Source organism: Pseudomonas lundensis (assembly GCF_002269125.1).
In the GTDB taxonomy this organism is placed as follows: Bacteria; Pseudomonadota; Gammaproteobacteria; order Pseudomonadales; family Pseudomonadaceae; genus Aquipseudomonas; species Aquipseudomonas lundensis_A.
In genome coordinates, this window is the sequence record NZ_NQKI01000044.1 from 1 (window position 1) to 15,319 (window position 15,319).

Consider the following 15,319-nt stretch of genomic DNA (forward strand, 5'->3'; position numbering starts at 1 on the left):
CAACAAGTTTTGCGGCGATGGTCTCATTGGCCTGCGCTATGCGGTGCTTGCGACAATACTTTACGTACAGAGCCTAACCGCGTGGGCATCCTGTTTCTCACACTAAAGAATTGCGTTTGGCCAATTCGATAAGATCAACCAATGAATTCGCTTTTAGTTTTTGCATGAGTCTCTTCTTGTAAGTGCTCACGGTTTTGTTGCTCAGAAACATGCCTTTGGCTATTTCCTTGTTGGTTTTGCCCTGTGCAAACAGCTGCAAAACCATCAGCTCCCGGTCGTTGACCGATTTGAATAGTTCGATCTCTGAATAATCACCACCCTCGTGGCGTTCTGGTGTCAAGGCCTGGCTGGGGAAATAATTGTAGCCAGCGAAGACAGCTTTAATTGCACTGACAAGTTCGCTCAGTTCTTCTTGTTTACACACATACCCGGCGGCCCCGGATTGCATGCAGCGCATGGCGAACAACGTAGGAGATTGCGCTGTCAGGACGAGTGTTTTAAGGGTCGAATTCATGGCGTTAAAGCGTGCAAGCACTTCCAGTCCGTCGAGTTTCGGGATGCTGATGTCAAGAATGATTAAGTCCGGGACACATTCGCGCACCATTTGCATGGCATCCACACCGTTGTCGGTTTCACCGACTATTTCATACCCTTCATGTTCTAACAACATACGAATAGCGAGCCGGATAACCGGGTGGTCGTCAACAATAAAGACGGTGGTCATAGTTAATTCCTGTTAAGCGCGGTATAGAAAGCGCGCACCATAGCTCAGTTATAGGAGTGGGCACACGAACCCTTTGGCCTACAAACGTAGTATGGGAAAAATCCTACGCAAATTAAGGCGCAAGAGCACGGCTGCTTGATATGAGGAAGTGCCGTTTGTTTAAAGCTTTGGCTGTTTCTTGACTGATATGTTTGATATGCAAAGATTAGGTTTAGTATGTTGAAGGAAATGGACTACAGATATTTAAGTTGTTTACATGTTGTGTTTGGGTATTTGGTTTTAATTCTTTCGCGTGAGGTGTCATTTTCTGACAGTGCAATACAAGGCTAATCGCTGAGCGTGATTAGCCTTGTATTGAGGGCGGGGCTCAGGTAGGGCTTGAGCGGCCAGTCATTTCCCTGGCCATTTCTGTGGCGTAGCTGTCGGTCATGCCGGCGATAAAGTCGATGATGCGCATGAAGGAACGGTGCAGTGGCCAGTGAGGGGCTGGCGCGTTATTACCCAGCAAGTCGAGGATGCGACGGCTCTTGAATGAGGGCGTGCGACCTTTGTGCTGCTCCAGCGCTGCCCCGCAAAAGGCATTCAACAAGATCTCCAGCGTCGTATAAGCACCAATCTCATGAAGGGTTTTGCGTTTGTCCTGAAATATCTTGTGCCTGGCCATGTTTTTGGCATCCAGCACGCAACGTTTTGCCGGACCATGCATATGCTCGACCAAATCGCCCGGCAGCGTGCCTTCAAGCAATGCATCCTGCTGCTCGACAAATGTACGCGCCGCCGCATTGGTCAAGTGTTCAATGGCTTTGCCGCGCAGAATGGCGAGCTTGCGCCGTTGCGAGTCTTTGGGCCCCAGCTGGCGATAGGTCTGCGGCAAGTCATCGCCTACCAGCCCCAGCAGCAAGGCTTCAACTTCCGGATAGGCCAGTAAATCCATTTCTAAACCGTCTTCGAGGTCAATCAAGGCATAGCAGATATCGTCCGCTGCCTCCATCAGATAGACCAGAGGGTGACGTGCCCAGCGTTCGTCCTCGAGTTGCGGGAGGCCCAGCTTCTGGGCGATCCCTTCAAGCAGGGGAAGCTCGCTCTGATAGCATCCGAACTTGTGTTTTTTGTACCCGAGCGAGTCGGCATGCTTTGCCGTCCACGGGTATTTGAGGAAGGTGCCCAACGTGGCGTGGGTCAGGCGGGTGCCTCCGTCAAACTGGTGATATTCCAGCTGCGTGAGCACCCTGAAGCCTTGGGCGTTGCCTTCAAAACTCAGGAAGTCCAGTCGCTCGGCGTCACTCATGTCATCCAGCCAGCCGCGGCCAGCGGCCTGTTGAAACCAGTTTCGGATGGCGTCTTCGCCCGAGTGCCCGAAAGGCGGGTTGCCGATGTCATGGGCCAGACAAGCCGACTGCACCACCATTCCAAGATCGCCGGGGTCACACCAGTCAGGAAGGGCGCCACGCAGGGTTTCACCCACGCGCATGCCTAAAGAGCGGCCGACACAACTGACTTCCAGTGAATGGGTGAGGCGGGTGTGAATATGATCATTGCTGGTGACCGGATGAACCTGGGTTTTACGGCCAAGACGGCGGAATGCACCCGAGAAGATGATGCGGTCGTGATCTTTATGGAAGGGGCTGCGCCCTAGTTCTTCCGGGCTGTGATGGGGTTTTCCGAGACGTTCGCGATTAAGTAGGGTTTGCCAATCCAAGGCGCAGTGCTCCGTCAGTGAGTCCGGGCTCAGCTTCTCGCTTCACGCAGGAGGGTGCAAGGGGGAGGAGGTTGCAAAAAAAGGCGCAGCGCGCAACCGTCGTTCAAACAACGGTCACGCGATGCGCCGGTCAGGCATGTTCAAGGCTTGCGCGCTGTACCCTGGATGACCAGTTTGATCAGCGGCAATAAACCGGTCGTCAGGCCAATCAGGCGTGACATGCGGCCGGTGCCCTTGGAGCGTGCACCTTTGCCTGTCAGAAAGCCCAGCAGGGTAACAGCGGCCACGCCCCATAACGGGGCGTGTTTGATGCCGAGGCTATCTTGCCAGTTAGTCGTCATCCCGCGCATCTTCTGCAGAGGTTGCATCAGTTGCTGGGCTTCGTGGCGTATTTCCTGGCGGTGCATCTCCATGCGCAAGCGAATCAGCACTTTGCGCATTTCACGCCGGGACGCTTTTGGCGGCATTTCAGGCAGGTTCATGGCAACAAACGCTCGCGGTCTTTGGCCAGCTCTTCAAGCGTGGCATTGAAAGGAGAGGATTCATCGAACACCGCCGCTTTGAGGCGCAGGCCGCAGAAAATGGCGGCCAGCGCATAAAACACGCACAGTCCGATGATGCCGGCCAGACGATAACTGTCCCAGACCAGAACCAGCACCAGTGCCGAGAGCCCGATCAGCAACAACAGACCGAACACCAGTGCCAGCCCCGCAAATAGCAACAGACTGACCGTACGCGCTTTCTGTTCTTGAAACTCAATGCCGAGCAACTCGACATGGCTGTGCAACAAGCCTAGAAACGCGGCACCCAGGCGCCGGGGTGAGGAACGAGGGGATCCGGATTCTTCTGTCATATTCAGCGCCGAGTCGCCAGCAAGCCGATCAAAAAGCCCACGCCAGCAGCAATACCGACCGATTGCCAAGGGTTGGCCTGGACATAATCTTCGGTAGCGACCACAGCAGCCTGCCCGCGCTCCTGAAGGGTTTCCTTGGTTTGTTCGAGTGATTCACGGGCCTTTAGCAGGCTGTCCTTGATCTGTGAACGCAGTTCGTCAGCCTGATCGCCAGCCAAAGAGGCTGTGTGTTCCAGCAAACGTTCGGTGTCGGCAACCAGCGTCTGGAAGTCAGCCATCAAAATCTCTTGCGCATTTTTTGCTGTATTGCGGGCCATGATGATCTCCGTGAGTGGCTTCTTGATGGTTCAGAGTGTAGGCATGGATTGAAGGTTCACTGAAAATCTGTCGCCGGGCATGCCGGCGTCTGAGATGTTCACCCTCGGTTGTGACAAGACCTTACCTTAAATTACTCACCTTCGCGGGTGAACCCCGGGGTTTCGCGTGCGTCAGCGTTATCCAGGCAGCCGTCCAGCAAGTGATAGCGGTTGTGACGGACCTCATCGACCCGGTGGCGCACACTGCGCTCCGGTATGCCCAGAAGGATCAGTGCGTGGGAGGCCAGCATCAGGCTCGACTCCAGCAGCTCCGGCACCACTTCAGTTGCTCCGGCGGCTTTGAGTTCGGTGAGCAGACTGTCGTCGCGGGTGCGCACCAATACAGGCACATCGATTGTGATTAAACGCGCCTCCTTGAGCACGCACATTGCCACGTCGGTATTGTCGACGGCGATCACCAGCAAGCGCGCACGGTCCAGGCCCACCGCCCGCAGTAAATCCCCGCGGCGAGCATCGCCGTAATGCACGCAACTGTCGACTTTGGCCGCTTCCTGAATGCGATCCGGGTCGTAATCCAGCGCGACGAACTCATGCTGCTCACTGCGCAAGAAGCGTCCGATGGACTGGCCGACACGGCCGTACCCGCACATCACCACATGCCCGTGTAATTCGGCGTTCTGTGCGGCGATTTCTTCCAGTTCCGCTTCCTCGTTGGACTTGCGGTGCAAGCTGGCCGCAATTTGTGGCGCCGCGCGTAACAGCAAAGGCGTCAGCAGCATGGAGCAGAAGGTGGCAGCCAGCAGGTAACCGGCCATTTCTGGCGGGATCAGGGCACTGCTCTGCATCTGCGCCATCAGCGCGAAACAGAACTCGCCGCCTTGGGCCAGGGCCAGGCCACTGCGCCACGCGGTCTCGCCATCGCTGCCGCGCATTTTGACCAGCAGCGCAACCACGGCGCCCTTGATCAGCAACAGCGCCAGGGTCAGCCCCAGAATCAGAAAACCGTCATGCACGAACAATTGCAGATCAATCAGCATGCCGATACTGACGAAGAACAGGCCCAGCAAAATGTCACGGAACGGGCGAATGTCTGCTTCGATTTGATGACGGTAATGGCTTTCACCCAGCAGCATGCCAGCGAAGAATGCCCCCAGTGCCGGCGACAACCCTAACAAGTGGGTAAGCCACGCCGTCAGCAGCACGATGACCAGGGCCAGTAATACAAACAGCTCTGCCGAGCGCGAGGCTGCGACTTCATGAAACAGGCGCGGTAATAGAAAGCGACTGGCCAACAGCAAGCCGACAAACAGAATCACGGTCTTGCCCAGTGTGACGGGCAACGCCCAATACCAGGCCTGATCGCTGCTGCCGGCAAACACCGGCACCAGGGTCAGCAAAAGTACCGCCACGACGTCCTGAAACAGCAAGACGCCAATTGCGTTCTGGCCATGGCGACTGAAAATTTCCCCCAGGCTGGTGAGTTCCTTGCTGACGATGGCCGTGGATGACAGCGCGAGGCCGGCACCGAGCAGGAAGGCGGCATTCAGGCTCATGCCAAAGGCGTACAGCAACCCCCCCAGCACCAACGAGGTGCACACCACTTGCAGGCTGCCCAGCCCGAACACCACCTTGCGCAGTGCCAGCATTTTGGGCAACGAAAACTCCAGCCCCAGCGAAAACAGCAGAAACACGACGCCAAGTTCGGCCAGATCGGGCAAGTCCGGGCTGTCGTTGATCCAGTCCAGAGCGGCTGGCCCCACGAACAGGCCCACGCACAGATAGCCCAGCACCGGGGGCAGCTTCAATCGCCTGAAAAAGGCAATCACCACCAGTGATGAGGCGAGGATGATCAATAAATTGGCAAACACAAACGTCTTCCCTGTGAGTTCAAATAAAAAAGTCGCGAGCTTCCAGCAAATGAGGGGGGCTGGCGCTGATATGCATCATTCTTTGAGAGCAAAATTCCAAAATCACGGTCCTTCGCTATGCTCAGAACCAGCAGTTTAATGGGATGTTGAACAAGCGTAGTCGTCAGGAGCGTTATGGAACGTCTGTATTCCCTCCAAGGCTTGAGAGGCGCTGCCGTTCTGGGAGTGGTTGTATTTCACATGGCCTCGGTTGAAGCGAAGTATTCCGGGGGAGATCTTCTATTGCCAGCATTGGTGAATTTTTTCCAACTGGGCGTCGATCTTTTTTTTGTCATCAGTGGCTTCGTTATGGTGATCGTCACCCGTGGCCGTTTTCAAAACAAAGTGCAGACCCAGCGCTTTGTGTTTAATCGACTCTCACGTATTTACCCCAATTACTGGCTGTATTTCTTTATTACTTTGGGGGTGACCCTGGCCCTGCCGGGTGTCGTGAACACCTCCCACGGCAGCTCTAACTGGCTAATGTCGTTCCTGCTGCTGCCCAATGACCGGGTGTTGTTGGTGATGGTGGCGTGGTCACTGGTCTTTGAACTGTGGTTTTACCTGGTGTTTACCGGCTTGCTGTTGTTCAAGGAGAAACACCTGCCACTGCTGCTGGGGGTGTGGGCGATCGGGTTGATTGGCTTCAACGTGTCTGCCAATTGGCAGGACTTCAACCCGGCATTGAAAATCATGCTTCACCCGTATGCGCTTGAGTTCATCGCGGGCAGTGCGCTGGCCTTGTTTTTTTACAGCAAATTCAGCGCCAGGTTGCCGACGCCCTGGGTGTGGGCAGCGCTGATAGCCGCTCTGTGTATCGGGTTTCCCTTGATCTATGGCTATCAGTTATTTGCTGCCGAGGGGCTGATGCGCATGCTATCGGTCGGTGGTGTTTTTGGCGCACTGGTGGGCGCACTGGTGCTGCTGGAGCGCCGTAAACGGATCCGCGTGCCTGCGTTCCTGATCTTTACCGGTGATATGTCCTACACGATCTACCTGTCGCACCTGTTAGTGCTGGGTGTGATCGGTCATCTGTGGCAACGGGTCGGGGTGTGGCCTGCCAGCCCTTGGGACAATGCTGTTTTCCTGCTGCTGATGATGGCGGCCGTGTTGTGTTACGGGGCACTGGCGTATCGTTTTTTCGAGAAACCGGTGCTGGATTGGGCAACGGCCTATTGCGCCCGAACATTTGCAGTCAGTCCACGGCATTCGCAAACAGGCCCGGCCAAATGACTGTGCAGTTTGATTGCAGGTCGACGACGGCATGGGAGGCTCTTAAAATGGCGGCTTATTTCCTTCAGGTCGAAAATCATGCTTCCCGAATGTCAACTGTTCGGCACATTGGGCTGTCATCTGTGTGAGATCGCGGAAGCGCAATTGATGCCGCTTATCGAACATGGGCTGTTGGTAGAACTGATCGATATTGCCGAAGAACCCGCGTTTTTTGACACCTATAGTTTGCGTATTCCGGTATTACGCCGTGTGGACACGGGGGCTGAGCTGGACTGGCCTTTTGATATAGAACAAGCGATTGGTTTTTTGCGCGTTATGGATTGTTAACCCTCCAGCTGCAGGCCGCACGGCCTGCAGCTGAGAGCCTGCCTGTGTGTGTCACGCCCTATAAATAAACCCGGTGGGCACGTCAGCGAGTGGCGTCTGCATGACCCCTCCTAAAAACGCCAGTAATTTACCTTCATGGCGGGCTGTTTTCATGGCCAGCGACAGCGGTGACAACGGGTTGCGCTGGATCATGGCCTCGATCGACTCCGACAGGGTTTTGGCCAGCGAGATCTGCGGCGAGTTGATGCTGTGCAGCTGTAGATAGTTCATGGTTCCGGCCCCCTTGCGGCGGAACACCAATTCAGTGGCACTTGGGATGTCCGGATAAATTTGATAGCCGAGGCGCTCCAGCACACGTCTCATCATGTTGTTCAGGCCCAACGGTTCATTGAGTAGCAAGCGTTCGCTGGCGAGCAGAATCAGATCCAGCTGATTGAAGAATGATGTGCGTGCCAGTTGCCCGAGCGTGAAGGTCTTATTGCCGGCGGCTGTGCCTTTTTGCGCCAGCAGGGCGAGCGGGTCCCCAAGATGGAGATGGTCTGGGACGGCGTTGCCTGTGCGCCAACCATGCAAAGTGTTGTTGATAGTGCGCATGCGTTTCGGGGTCAGGTCGGGGCTGGAGGTATCGGCGAATTGATACAGCCTTTTTGCCACTGCACTCCTTGAAACAGGTGTCAGGGCCGGCAAAAGAGAACCGACAAACTGGGCCAGCGACTTATGGAAAAACGGCGGGTGGACAACCCATTGGCCATTAATGAACTCGGCCAGCCGGGGTTGCAGGTAACGGCTCTGGTGAATCAGCAAACCTAACTGTTCATACGTGTTGCAGGGTTTGTCGGGGTAGCGGATGAACACCCGGTTGCCTTGGGGGAGATTGCCCTGTGGCAATATCTCGTAATACAGCTCGTCAATGTTAATGACCCGGTAAGTTCCTTTTGCATCGGTGACTTTGGAGATGGGCGGGTTCAGGCTCACCGGGGTCAACTGTGTTGCTTCCAGGGCTTGCCCCCAGTGTTTCCAGCTCGTGTTGTTCAGGGGTTCAATCACCACCGTCGTGGTCGAAACCACAGGCTGTTTTGGCGCGTTGCGCGGGAAATCCCCGGCGGGTTCCGCAAGCTTGCGTTTATTGCTCAGGCCCACAGTGCTGCTGGAGGTGCTCGGCTGTACCCGGGCGGCTGCTTCCCCCAGTCCGGGTTTCAGGTACTGCCTGGACCAGATCGGAAACACGTGATGTTTGACCAGGTATTCCGCCAGGTCCAATTCCAGCCGCATTTGACTGGCAGGGGGGAAGTCAAATTGATCAAGCAGTTTTCGCGCTTCTCTAAAGCTGAAATTGGGGAATGCAACACGTACCCGAAACGGCGCGAGTGTGGAGCGAATCCCGCCCAGCAAGCCTGCCTGCGCTGTTTCGATGCGCCACACGCCCTGGCTGTCGCGGGCTATGGGGGAGCGATACCAGGCTTGTGGATTGCGCATGTCGATCACCCGCCACAGGTTCAGATGCGAGTCGTGGACGATTTGAAACCAATGCTCATCTTGATGAATGAAATGCTGTAACGAGCCGCTGCCCGAGGGGGCTCTTTCATAAATGCCCTGATAAATGCCATCGCTGCGCAAGGTCAGGTCAGACACGCTGTGGCTGTAACTCAGTTTTGGATCAAGGGCGGGAGCGGGGGTAGCAATCGTTTTAGGCCCGCGAATGAAGCCAACGCCGATATCGATGCTGGCGTCTGCCCAATGCGCAATCATGCCCACCCAATGCCCGATGGCTTCCCTCTGGCTGTCGCGTTTAAGGGCGTCGATGAAACGCCACAGCGACATCAGGCTGCGTCCCAAGGCGATGGGCGCGGTCACTTTTAAAGGCAGTAGCATGGTCACCACGTCCACCACCGTTTCAATGCTGTTCCAGACCGTGAGCTGATTGATTTCGGAGGTGGAGGTACTCAGAGCTTCGGCATTGGCGATGCCATGCCGCGCTTCGGCCAAGCAGGCTTGCTCGATGAAATTGCCTGCAATAGGTATGAGCTTGATATCGGGTGCTCTCAATCCTTGCTCAAGCAAGAGACGGACCCGCGCCTTATTGCCTTGACTGACGCGCGAAACAAAGTAGTCGAGCAACTGCGGGTTGCCCAGAAAATGCCTAGCAAAATGCTGGCGGCTTTCGAACTCCCTGAATCGTTTTCCGTCCGGCGCATACGGGGTGTACACCACCAGCGACTTGACGGGGAAATGGGGGGGCGGCGCAATAATATCGAGCTTCACCAGCGTGCTGTCGATTGGATGGGTTGCAGGTGTACCAAAGATCAATACACCGCGCACGGTGGCTTCGCTGATCAGCAGTTGGAAGGTGGCAAGGGCATGCTCTTCAAAGGTCGCCGTGAGCTCCGGGTTTTCGGCCGCTTTAAGCGCCGCTTCCACCCATCGATATCCCCGGTCAACGCGATCGGGCGAAAAATCACCGTTGATCTTGGCCTCCAGTGCATCCACCTGCATTTGCGCATGCATCAGCCGCATGGCGGTTTCACGTCGCGCCACGGCCTTGGGCGAATCGATCAGTGCATCGTGCAGATAGGCGGGGTAGTTATCACCGATATTGACGGTTCGGATAATGGCTTTGATTTGCGCTGCATTGAGCGGAGCTGCGGCGGTATCGCTGCTATGAACGGTGGTCACGCGGGCCGTCAGTGCGTAGTCAATGTCAAATTTGCTGACGTTTTCGAGGGCCAGTTCCGTCATTGTTCGCGTGGTACTGCTCAGCCTGATCGTAGGTCCGGTACGCGAAAGGCTGTTGACTGCCGTGTAGGAGGTGGGGGCCCAAGCTGTCGGCGGAATAACCGGCCCGGCCCCTCGCTCGGCCGTGGTGACGGTGATCAGGACCGTGTCGGGATCAACGTTGAGCCCATAGTGGGCCTGGATATGTTGCTGCAATTGTTCACGCGCATAGCGCAGCAAGAAGGGCTTGTCCCCAAATTGTTCGGCTGAAGGCTCACCGTTTTCATTGGCCAGCAGGCTCATCAGGCGATAGTGCTCAGACGCATCCAGCCAGGCCTGACGATCGGCGCTGTTGGCTTTAAGCAGCCATTCACGGGCTTTTAGTGCGATGCGTTTAACGGATCGCGCATTCAGCGCATTGGCCTGTTTAAAACGATGCGCGTAGTCGACAACGTGCGCCAAGCCTTCGCTGATTTGCGTGACTGAGCGGTTAGCCGAATGGAGCAGGACGTGGAAAATATTCTGTTCGCGCTGCTGGTCATGGGCGCTGAATAGGTGCTCGAACAGGGAGCCCTCTATCTCGGTGAACACCAGCCCCAGCGGCGCCTGCGGCCCTTTATCCCACGTCAGGACCCGTTTCAGGTCCTGGGTCGAAAGCAGTTCCAGCAGCGACTCAAATTCTGACGTGCTGCGCCAGCGGCGTTCGATTTCATCGTGCAAGGCTTTCAACGAGGTAAAACCCGTCAGGCCACCGGAAGGCGTGTACAGCACCACGGTGCCAGCATCGGCGCTGGCGCTGATCTGCACAGCCGCTGTTTTGACAGGAATCGCATACGCCCCGGCTGCATCGTCCGCACCGGTGCCATCCCGGGCGGTAATGACAAATGCGCCCGCCAAATCAGCCAAGACTGGGTCGTCCTCGGTTTTCAGTGCGAGGGCGTAGACGGCGGGTCGTGAAAACGCGGGCAATGCTCCGCGTGCCGTGACAGTCGGGTAGCGCACGATGTGATCGATCAGCACGCGATGGTCCGGAATCAGGGTGCCGTCGAATGACAGCAGTTGAGATTCGACGGTCAGCAACTCACTGAGCTTTTCCTGTAACCAGGCTTTGCGGGTACGGGTGCCGGTCAGAGGTGTTTGTGCGTGCCAGAACGCTGTCGTTTGTTGCTTGAGGTAGCGTTGTAAGTGTTGGCGGACGTCGCCACAAAAGCCCTCAAAAAGGGCGATGTCCAGAAGTGAGTTTGTCGCCTCGACCTGCGTGGAAATAAAGGTTCGTTCTTTTGGGTAGCGCGGGTAAAGACCGGTACGGAAGGTATCCAGAACCGTGTCCAACACGCTTAACGGTTGCGGTCTTACAGAGGAGGACGTCTCGCCGCTGGGTTTGACGATCACCAGCAGACGCTCCGGGTCAAGCGGGTCGGTTGCGTCAGGGAAGGTTGTGTTCAACGCTTCTTGCAGCACGGATTCAACGGTGGGCTGTTGCGCCAGTAGTGTTTGGATCTCGACGTCCAGCGCTGTCCACTTCTGGACATGCTGCCGTTCTGCAGGGGGGCTCAACGAAACCAGTTCGGCGCTCAAGGCATCCGACAAATGAAAGACATCACTCATGGGCATCACTCACGAAAATTCTAATACCCCGGCCTTGTATCTCGGTCCAGCCGATAGCCGGGAGGGGGAGGGAAACGTGAGCAGTGTGTACCGGCATAAACGCCGGAAATGGCTACATATATAGGGTGGGATGCGATTGGCGGTTTCTTGAACGGGGACGCTGGGCGATAATCCCGACTGCTTTTTTATTGCCCGAGCCCACTATGTCGCCCCCTGTTTTCAACGCCGCCGCGCATCAAGCCAGCACCCTGTATCTACCGCCCGGCCAGTGGTCGACGGTACTCGACTGCCTGTGTGATCACTTTCGCGCAATCAGCCGCGAGCAATGGCTCGATCGTATGGCCCGCGGTCGGGTGCTGGATGCCCACGGGGAGCCTGTCAGCCCGCAGTTGGCGTACAAGGAAGGCCTGCGCATTCACTATTTTCGTGAAGTGCCCAACGAAACGCCGATCCCTGTGCAAGAGACCATCCTCTATGCCGATGAGCATTTGGTGGTGGCCGACAAGCCTCACTTTTTGCCGGTGACGCCTGCCGGGGAATACGTGGAACAGACCCTGTTGCGTCGGTTGATTCGCACCCTGGGCAATCCGAATTTGGTGCCGCTGCACCGTATTGATCGTCACACCGCCGGGCTGGTGCTGTTCTCGGCCAACCCGGCGAGTCGCTCGGCGTATCAGTCGTTGTTTCCGACGCGCAAAATCGACAAGCACTACGAAGCCATTGCGCCAGCGTTGCCGGATCTGCCACTGCCCCTGGTGCATAAAAGCCGATTGATTGATGGCGAACCGTTCTTCCGCATGCAAGAAGGCCCAGGTGTCAGCAACACCGAGACGCACGTAAGCGTGATCGAAAAAAATGGCGACTTGTGGCGTTACGGGTTATCGCCGGTGACCGGCAAGAAGCATCAATTGCGGGTGCATATGGCGGCGTTGGGGGCGGGGATTTGCAACGACCCGTTTTACCCACAGGTGATCAAGGATGCTGAGGATGACTATGCCAACCCGTTGAAACTACTGGCAAAGACGTTGCGTTTTACCGACCCGGTGACAGGTCAGGCGCGTTTTTTCGAGAGTCAGATCAGCCTCGACTGGTAAAAAACATTACGCGGGGAGCCATAAACAACAAAACCCGCACTAGGCGGGTTTTGTCTTAATGCATGAAACTTACAACTCTTTAACGGTGCGAACCTGATCTTTGTTGATGCGGGTTTCTTTACCGTCCAATTGTTTGAACTGGTAGAAGCCCGAATCTTCATCGTACTTAGGCGTGTCGATTGCCTGGATTTCACGACCGTCGTTGAGTGTGATCACGGTTGGCGAAGCACAGCCAGCAAGGGCGGCCAGGCCAGCAGTGAGCATGAGAGCGGCGAGAGTCCGATGAGTCATGGTGTTTCTCCAACAAATGAATGTGCGTGATAGGTAACTGACCCTGAGACGTATACAGCGTCTGCAAGTTCCCTGAAGAGTGGCGCAAGAATAGCTATTGCGGTTAGTCCAGTAAATCCGGGGTATTGAAATTGACCAGCCGCGGGTCATTGTCTACGCACTCGCAAGCGTGTGCATTGAGCTTAAGCATGATATTGCGCGGGCTGCGTTCGCCGTTTGCCCAGGCATTATCAAACACGCCGCGCTGGTTCACGGGGATGACGCAGAGCAAGGGTTCCCACTGTTGGCCCTGGCGCACCATGACCGGTCGGCCGGGGTGCTGACCTGCCGTATCGAGCAACCGGGCAATCAGTGCGGCGTCGATCTTCGGTACGTCACAGGGCAGCACCAGCAGATGGGCATGCCGTGCTGCTGCCAGACCCGCGCGGATCCCGGCCAATGGCCCGTCGAAGTCGTCGTTGCCATCGCTGACCAGTTGATCGGCCAGGGCTGCGTAGCGCTCGCGATTACGGTTGCAGGAAATAATCAGGTCATCGGTGAAGGGACGTGCCACGTGCAGGGCATGGGCGATCAGCGGCTGACCCTGCCATTGCACCAGCCCTTTATCTTGCCCGCCTATGCGCTGGCCGCGTCCGCCCGCCAGAAGTAGGATGGAACAAGGTAACCGGTTCATGAATTGACTCCGCGCAGTCAGGCAAAAGAAGGGCTGTGATATAACACCGGGCTGTTCTTCCTACAACTGGACCTCGTCTATGAAAGCCAAGGTTGATGCGCCTTTCGTACCTTTGAACATCGCTGTTCTGACCGTCAGCGATACCCGCACCCTCGACACCGACACCTCGGGTCAGGTGTTTGTCGACCGCCTGACTGAAGCGGGCCATCGATTGGCGGCACGTGTGTTGCTCAAGGATGACCTGTACAAAATTCGCGCCCAAGTCGCGCAGTGGATTGCCGAGGATGAGGTTCAGGTGGTGCTGATCACCGGCGGCACCGGTTTTACGGCCCGCGACAGTACGCCTGAGGCCGTCAGTTGCCTGCTGGACAAACAGGTGGATGGCTTTGGTGAGTTGTTCCGGCAGATTTCCGTGGCCGACATCGGCACCTCGACCGTGCAATCGCGCGCGCTGGCCGGTCTGGCCAACGGCACGTTGGTGTGCTGCCTGCCGGGTTCGACCAATGCTGTGCGCACGGGGTGGGACGGGATTCTGGCCGAACAACTGGACGCCCGTCATCGCCCATGCAATTTCGTGGCGCATCTGAAGCAGGCAACGGCCTGTGAAACCCGTGGGTAAGCCGGGCCGTACCGGCGAGTTGATGCCGGTTGAAGTGGCACTGGCGCGCCTGCTGGCACTGGCTGAAGCCGCGCCGATTCGCGACACCGAGACGTTGCCACTGGCGGCCTGCGAGGGGCGAGTGCTGGCTCAGGATCTGATCGCCACCCTGGACTTGCCGCCCTGGCCGAACAGCGCCATGGACGGTTATGCGCTGAACCTGGCCGACTGGACCGGGGAGCCGTTGCCTGTCAGCCAGCGTATTTTTGCCGGTCAGGCGCCCGAGGCGCTGATTCCCGGCACCTGCGCGCGGATCTTCACCGGCGCGCCGGTGCCTGCCGGGGCGGATTGCGTCGAAATGCAGGAAAACGCGCAGGTACAGGCCGATGGCCGGGTAGTGTTCAGCCAACCGTTGCGCGTCAATCAGAACATTCGCCCGCAAGGGCAAGAAACCACCGTCGGTGAGGTGGTACTGCCCGCAGGCACCCGCCTTGGGCCGATCGAACAAGGACTGGCCGCGTCGTTGGGCTGCGCCACGCTTGACGTGATTCGCCGGGTCAACGTGGCTGTATTGTCGACAGGCGATGAACTGATAGAGCCAGGGCAGCCATTGGGGCCGGGGCAGATCTACAACAGTAACCGTGTGTTGCTGTGCAGTTGGCTGAGCCGTCTGGGGTGTGACGTGCTTGATGCAGGCATCTTGCCGGATGACCTGCCTGCCACCCGCCAGCGCCTGATTGAGTTGGGCGAGGTGGATCTGATTCTCTCCACCGGCGGCGTTTCGGTCGGTGAAGCTGACTTTCTGGGGGTTGCCCTGCGTGAAGAAGGTGAGCTGGCGCTATGGAAGCTGGCGATCAAACCCGGTAAACCTTTGACCTGTGGCCACTACCGTGGCGTGCCGGTCATCGGGTTGCCGGGTAACCCGGCTTCGACGTTGGTGACGTTTGCCTTGTTGGCGCGCCCGTACCTGCTGCGCCGTCAAGGGGTGCAGGCGGTCGAGCCGCTGACCTTCCAGGTGCCAGCCGGTTTCGTCTGGGCCAAGCCGGGCAATCGTCGCGAGTACTTGCGCGGGCGTCTGGAGCAAGGCCATGCAGTCCTCTACAACAACCAGAGTTCCGGCGTGCTGCGTAGCGCCGCGTGGGCCGAAGGGCTGGTGGAAGTGCGTGAAGGCAGCACGCTGGCGCCAGGCGATGAGGTCGGGTTTATTCCGTTGAGCGAGGTGCTGGGCTAACCCCTGCGCCGTTACTGACGATCCGCGCGATGGCTGCACGTGATGCAGCCAT

14 protein-coding genes are annotated in these 15,319 nt (G+C 57.1%); 5 read left to right on the top strand and 9 right to left on the bottom strand.

What is annotated here, in order from left to right:
• Positions 1 to 97: 97 nt before the first annotated feature.
• The 6 genes from CJF39_RS20060 to CJF39_RS20085 all read right to left on the bottom strand — a co-directional run bounded on the left by CJF39_RS20060 (position 98) and on the right by CJF39_RS20085 (position 5,461).
• Positions 98 to 724: a response regulator transcription factor gene (locus tag CJF39_RS20060; RefSeq protein ID WP_094995009.1), complete on the bottom strand. Its 627-nt coding sequence runs from the start codon at positions 722 to 724 to the stop codon at positions 98 to 100.
• A gap of 367 nt (positions 725 to 1,091) precedes the next feature.
• A complete protein-coding gene (locus tag CJF39_RS20065; RefSeq protein WP_094995010.1) occupies positions 1,092 to 2,423 on the bottom strand; it encodes a deoxyguanosinetriphosphate triphosphohydrolase in 1,332 nt (443 codons plus the stop codon).
• Positions 2,424 to 2,563: 140 nt separating this feature from the next.
• Positions 2,564 to 2,905 carry a hypothetical protein gene (locus tag CJF39_RS20070; protein ID WP_094995011.1) on the bottom strand — a complete coding sequence of 114 codons (342 nt, stop codon included), beginning with the start codon at positions 2,903 to 2,905 and terminating at the stop codon, positions 2,564 to 2,566.
• Positions 2,902 to 3,276, bottom strand: coding sequence for a phage holin family protein (locus tag CJF39_RS20075; RefSeq protein ID WP_094995012.1), 375 nt, complete (start codon positions 3,274 to 3,276; stop codon positions 2,902 to 2,904). The genes CJF39_RS20070 and CJF39_RS20075 overlap by 4 nt, the downstream gene beginning before the upstream one ends.
• A 2-nt stretch (positions 3,277 to 3,278) precedes the next feature.
• Positions 3,279 to 3,593, bottom strand: coding sequence for a DUF883 family protein (locus CJF39_RS20080; protein ID WP_094995013.1), 315 nt, complete (start codon positions 3,591 to 3,593; stop codon positions 3,279 to 3,281).
• A 131-nt stretch (positions 3,594 to 3,724) separates the two neighbouring features.
• Positions 3,725 to 5,461 (bottom strand): cation:proton antiporter, encoded by a 1,737-nt coding sequence (locus tag CJF39_RS20085; RefSeq protein WP_094995014.1) that lies wholly within the window; start codon positions 5,459 to 5,461, stop codon positions 3,725 to 3,727.
• 174 nt (positions 5,462 to 5,635) lie between these two features.
• Between CJF39_RS20085 and CJF39_RS20090 the strand changes: the two genes are divergently transcribed.
• Entirely contained in the window at positions 5,636 to 6,733 is a 1,098-nt protein-coding gene (locus CJF39_RS20090) for an acyltransferase family protein (RefSeq protein ID WP_094995015.1), read from the top strand.
• 78 nt (positions 6,734 to 6,811) lie between these two features.
• Positions 6,812 to 7,060 carry a glutaredoxin family protein gene (locus tag CJF39_RS20095; RefSeq protein WP_094995016.1) on the top strand — a complete coding sequence of 83 codons (249 nt, stop codon included), beginning with the start codon at positions 6,812 to 6,814 and terminating at the stop codon, positions 7,058 to 7,060.
• 51 nt (positions 7,061 to 7,111) lie between these two features.
• On the opposite strand, the gene CJF39_RS20100 is transcribed toward CJF39_RS20095, so the two are convergent.
• Entirely contained in the window at positions 7,112 to 11,380 is a 4,269-nt protein-coding gene (locus CJF39_RS20100) for a dermonecrotic toxin domain-containing protein (RefSeq protein ID WP_094995017.1), read from the bottom strand.
• A 203-nt stretch (positions 11,381 to 11,583) separates the two neighbouring features.
• Between CJF39_RS20100 and CJF39_RS20105 the strand changes: the two genes are divergently transcribed.
• Positions 11,584 to 12,474, top strand: a complete 891-nt coding sequence (locus CJF39_RS20105; protein ID WP_094995018.1) for a pseudouridine synthase — start codon at positions 11,584 to 11,586, stop codon at positions 12,472 to 12,474.
• A gap of 69 nt (positions 12,475 to 12,543) precedes the next feature.
• On the opposite strand, the gene CJF39_RS20110 is transcribed toward CJF39_RS20105, so the two are convergent.
• Together CJF39_RS20110 and mobA are read right to left on the bottom strand one after the other, a co-directional pair.
• Positions 12,544 to 12,765, bottom strand: coding sequence for a YgdI/YgdR family lipoprotein (locus CJF39_RS20110; protein ID WP_094995019.1), 222 nt, complete (start codon positions 12,763 to 12,765; stop codon positions 12,544 to 12,546).
• 103 nt (positions 12,766 to 12,868) lie between these two features.
• Complete coding sequence (gene mobA / locus CJF39_RS20115) at positions 12,869 to 13,438, bottom strand: molybdenum cofactor guanylyltransferase MobA (protein WP_094995020.1); 570 nt, start codon at positions 13,436 to 13,438, stop codon at positions 12,869 to 12,871.
• Between the two features lie 79 nt (positions 13,439 to 13,517).
• On the opposite strand from mobA, the gene moaB reads away from it, so the two are divergent.
• Both moaB and CJF39_RS20125 read left to right on the top strand, forming a co-directional pair.
• Positions 13,518 to 14,057 carry a molybdenum cofactor biosynthesis protein B gene (gene moaB / locus CJF39_RS20120; RefSeq protein ID WP_094995021.1) on the top strand — a complete coding sequence of 180 codons (540 nt, stop codon included), beginning with the start codon at positions 13,518 to 13,520 and terminating at the stop codon, positions 14,055 to 14,057.
• 22 nt (positions 14,058 to 14,079) lie between these two features.
• On the top strand, positions 14,080 to 15,267 hold the full coding sequence (locus CJF39_RS20125) for a molybdopterin molybdotransferase MoeA (protein ID WP_170942709.1): 1,188 nt from the start codon (positions 14,080 to 14,082) through the stop codon (positions 15,265 to 15,267).
• Positions 15,268 to 15,319: the final 52 nt, after the last annotated feature.

What these genes read in the sequence shown, in the direction of transcription:
- CJF39_RS20095 (WP_094995016.1), top strand. Translation starts at nt 6,812, where the DNA reads ATGCTTCCCGAATGTCAACTGTTCGGCACATTGGGCTGTCATCTGTGT.
- CJF39_RS20080 (WP_094995013.1), bottom strand. Translation starts at nt 3,593, where the DNA reads ATGGCCCGCAATACAGCAAAAAATGCGCAAGAGATTTTGATGGCTGAC.
- CJF39_RS20100 (WP_094995017.1), bottom strand. Translation starts at nt 11,380, where the DNA reads ATGAGTGATGTCTTTCATTTGTCGGATGCCTTGAGCGCCGAACTGGTT.
- CJF39_RS20110 (WP_094995019.1), bottom strand. Translation starts at nt 12,765, where the DNA reads ATGACTCATCGGACTCTCGCCGCTCTCATGCTCACTGCTGGCCTGGCC.
- CJF39_RS20070 (WP_094995011.1), bottom strand. Translation starts at nt 2,905, where the DNA reads ATGAACCTGCCTGAAATGCCGCCAAAAGCGTCCCGGCGTGAAATGCGC.
- CJF39_RS20105 (WP_094995018.1), top strand. Translation starts at nt 11,584, where the DNA reads ATGTCGCCCCCTGTTTTCAACGCCGCCGCGCATCAAGCCAGCACCCTG.
- moaB (WP_094995021.1), top strand. Translation starts at nt 13,518, where the DNA reads ATGAAAGCCAAGGTTGATGCGCCTTTCGTACCTTTGAACATCGCTGTT.
- CJF39_RS20075 (WP_094995012.1), bottom strand. Translation starts at nt 3,276, where the DNA reads ATGACAGAAGAATCCGGATCCCCTCGTTCCTCACCCCGGCGCCTGGGT.
- CJF39_RS20090 (WP_094995015.1), top strand. Translation starts at nt 5,636, where the DNA reads ATGGAACGTCTGTATTCCCTCCAAGGCTTGAGAGGCGCTGCCGTTCTG.
- CJF39_RS20060 (WP_094995009.1), bottom strand. Translation starts at nt 724, where the DNA reads ATGACCACCGTCTTTATTGTTGACGACCACCCGGTTATCCGGCTCGCT.
- CJF39_RS20125 (WP_170942709.1), top strand. Translation starts at nt 14,080, where the DNA reads ATGCCGGTTGAAGTGGCACTGGCGCGCCTGCTGGCACTGGCTGAAGCC.
- mobA (WP_094995020.1), bottom strand. Translation starts at nt 13,438, where the DNA reads ATGAACCGGTTACCTTGTTCCATCCTACTTCTGGCGGGCGGACGCGGC.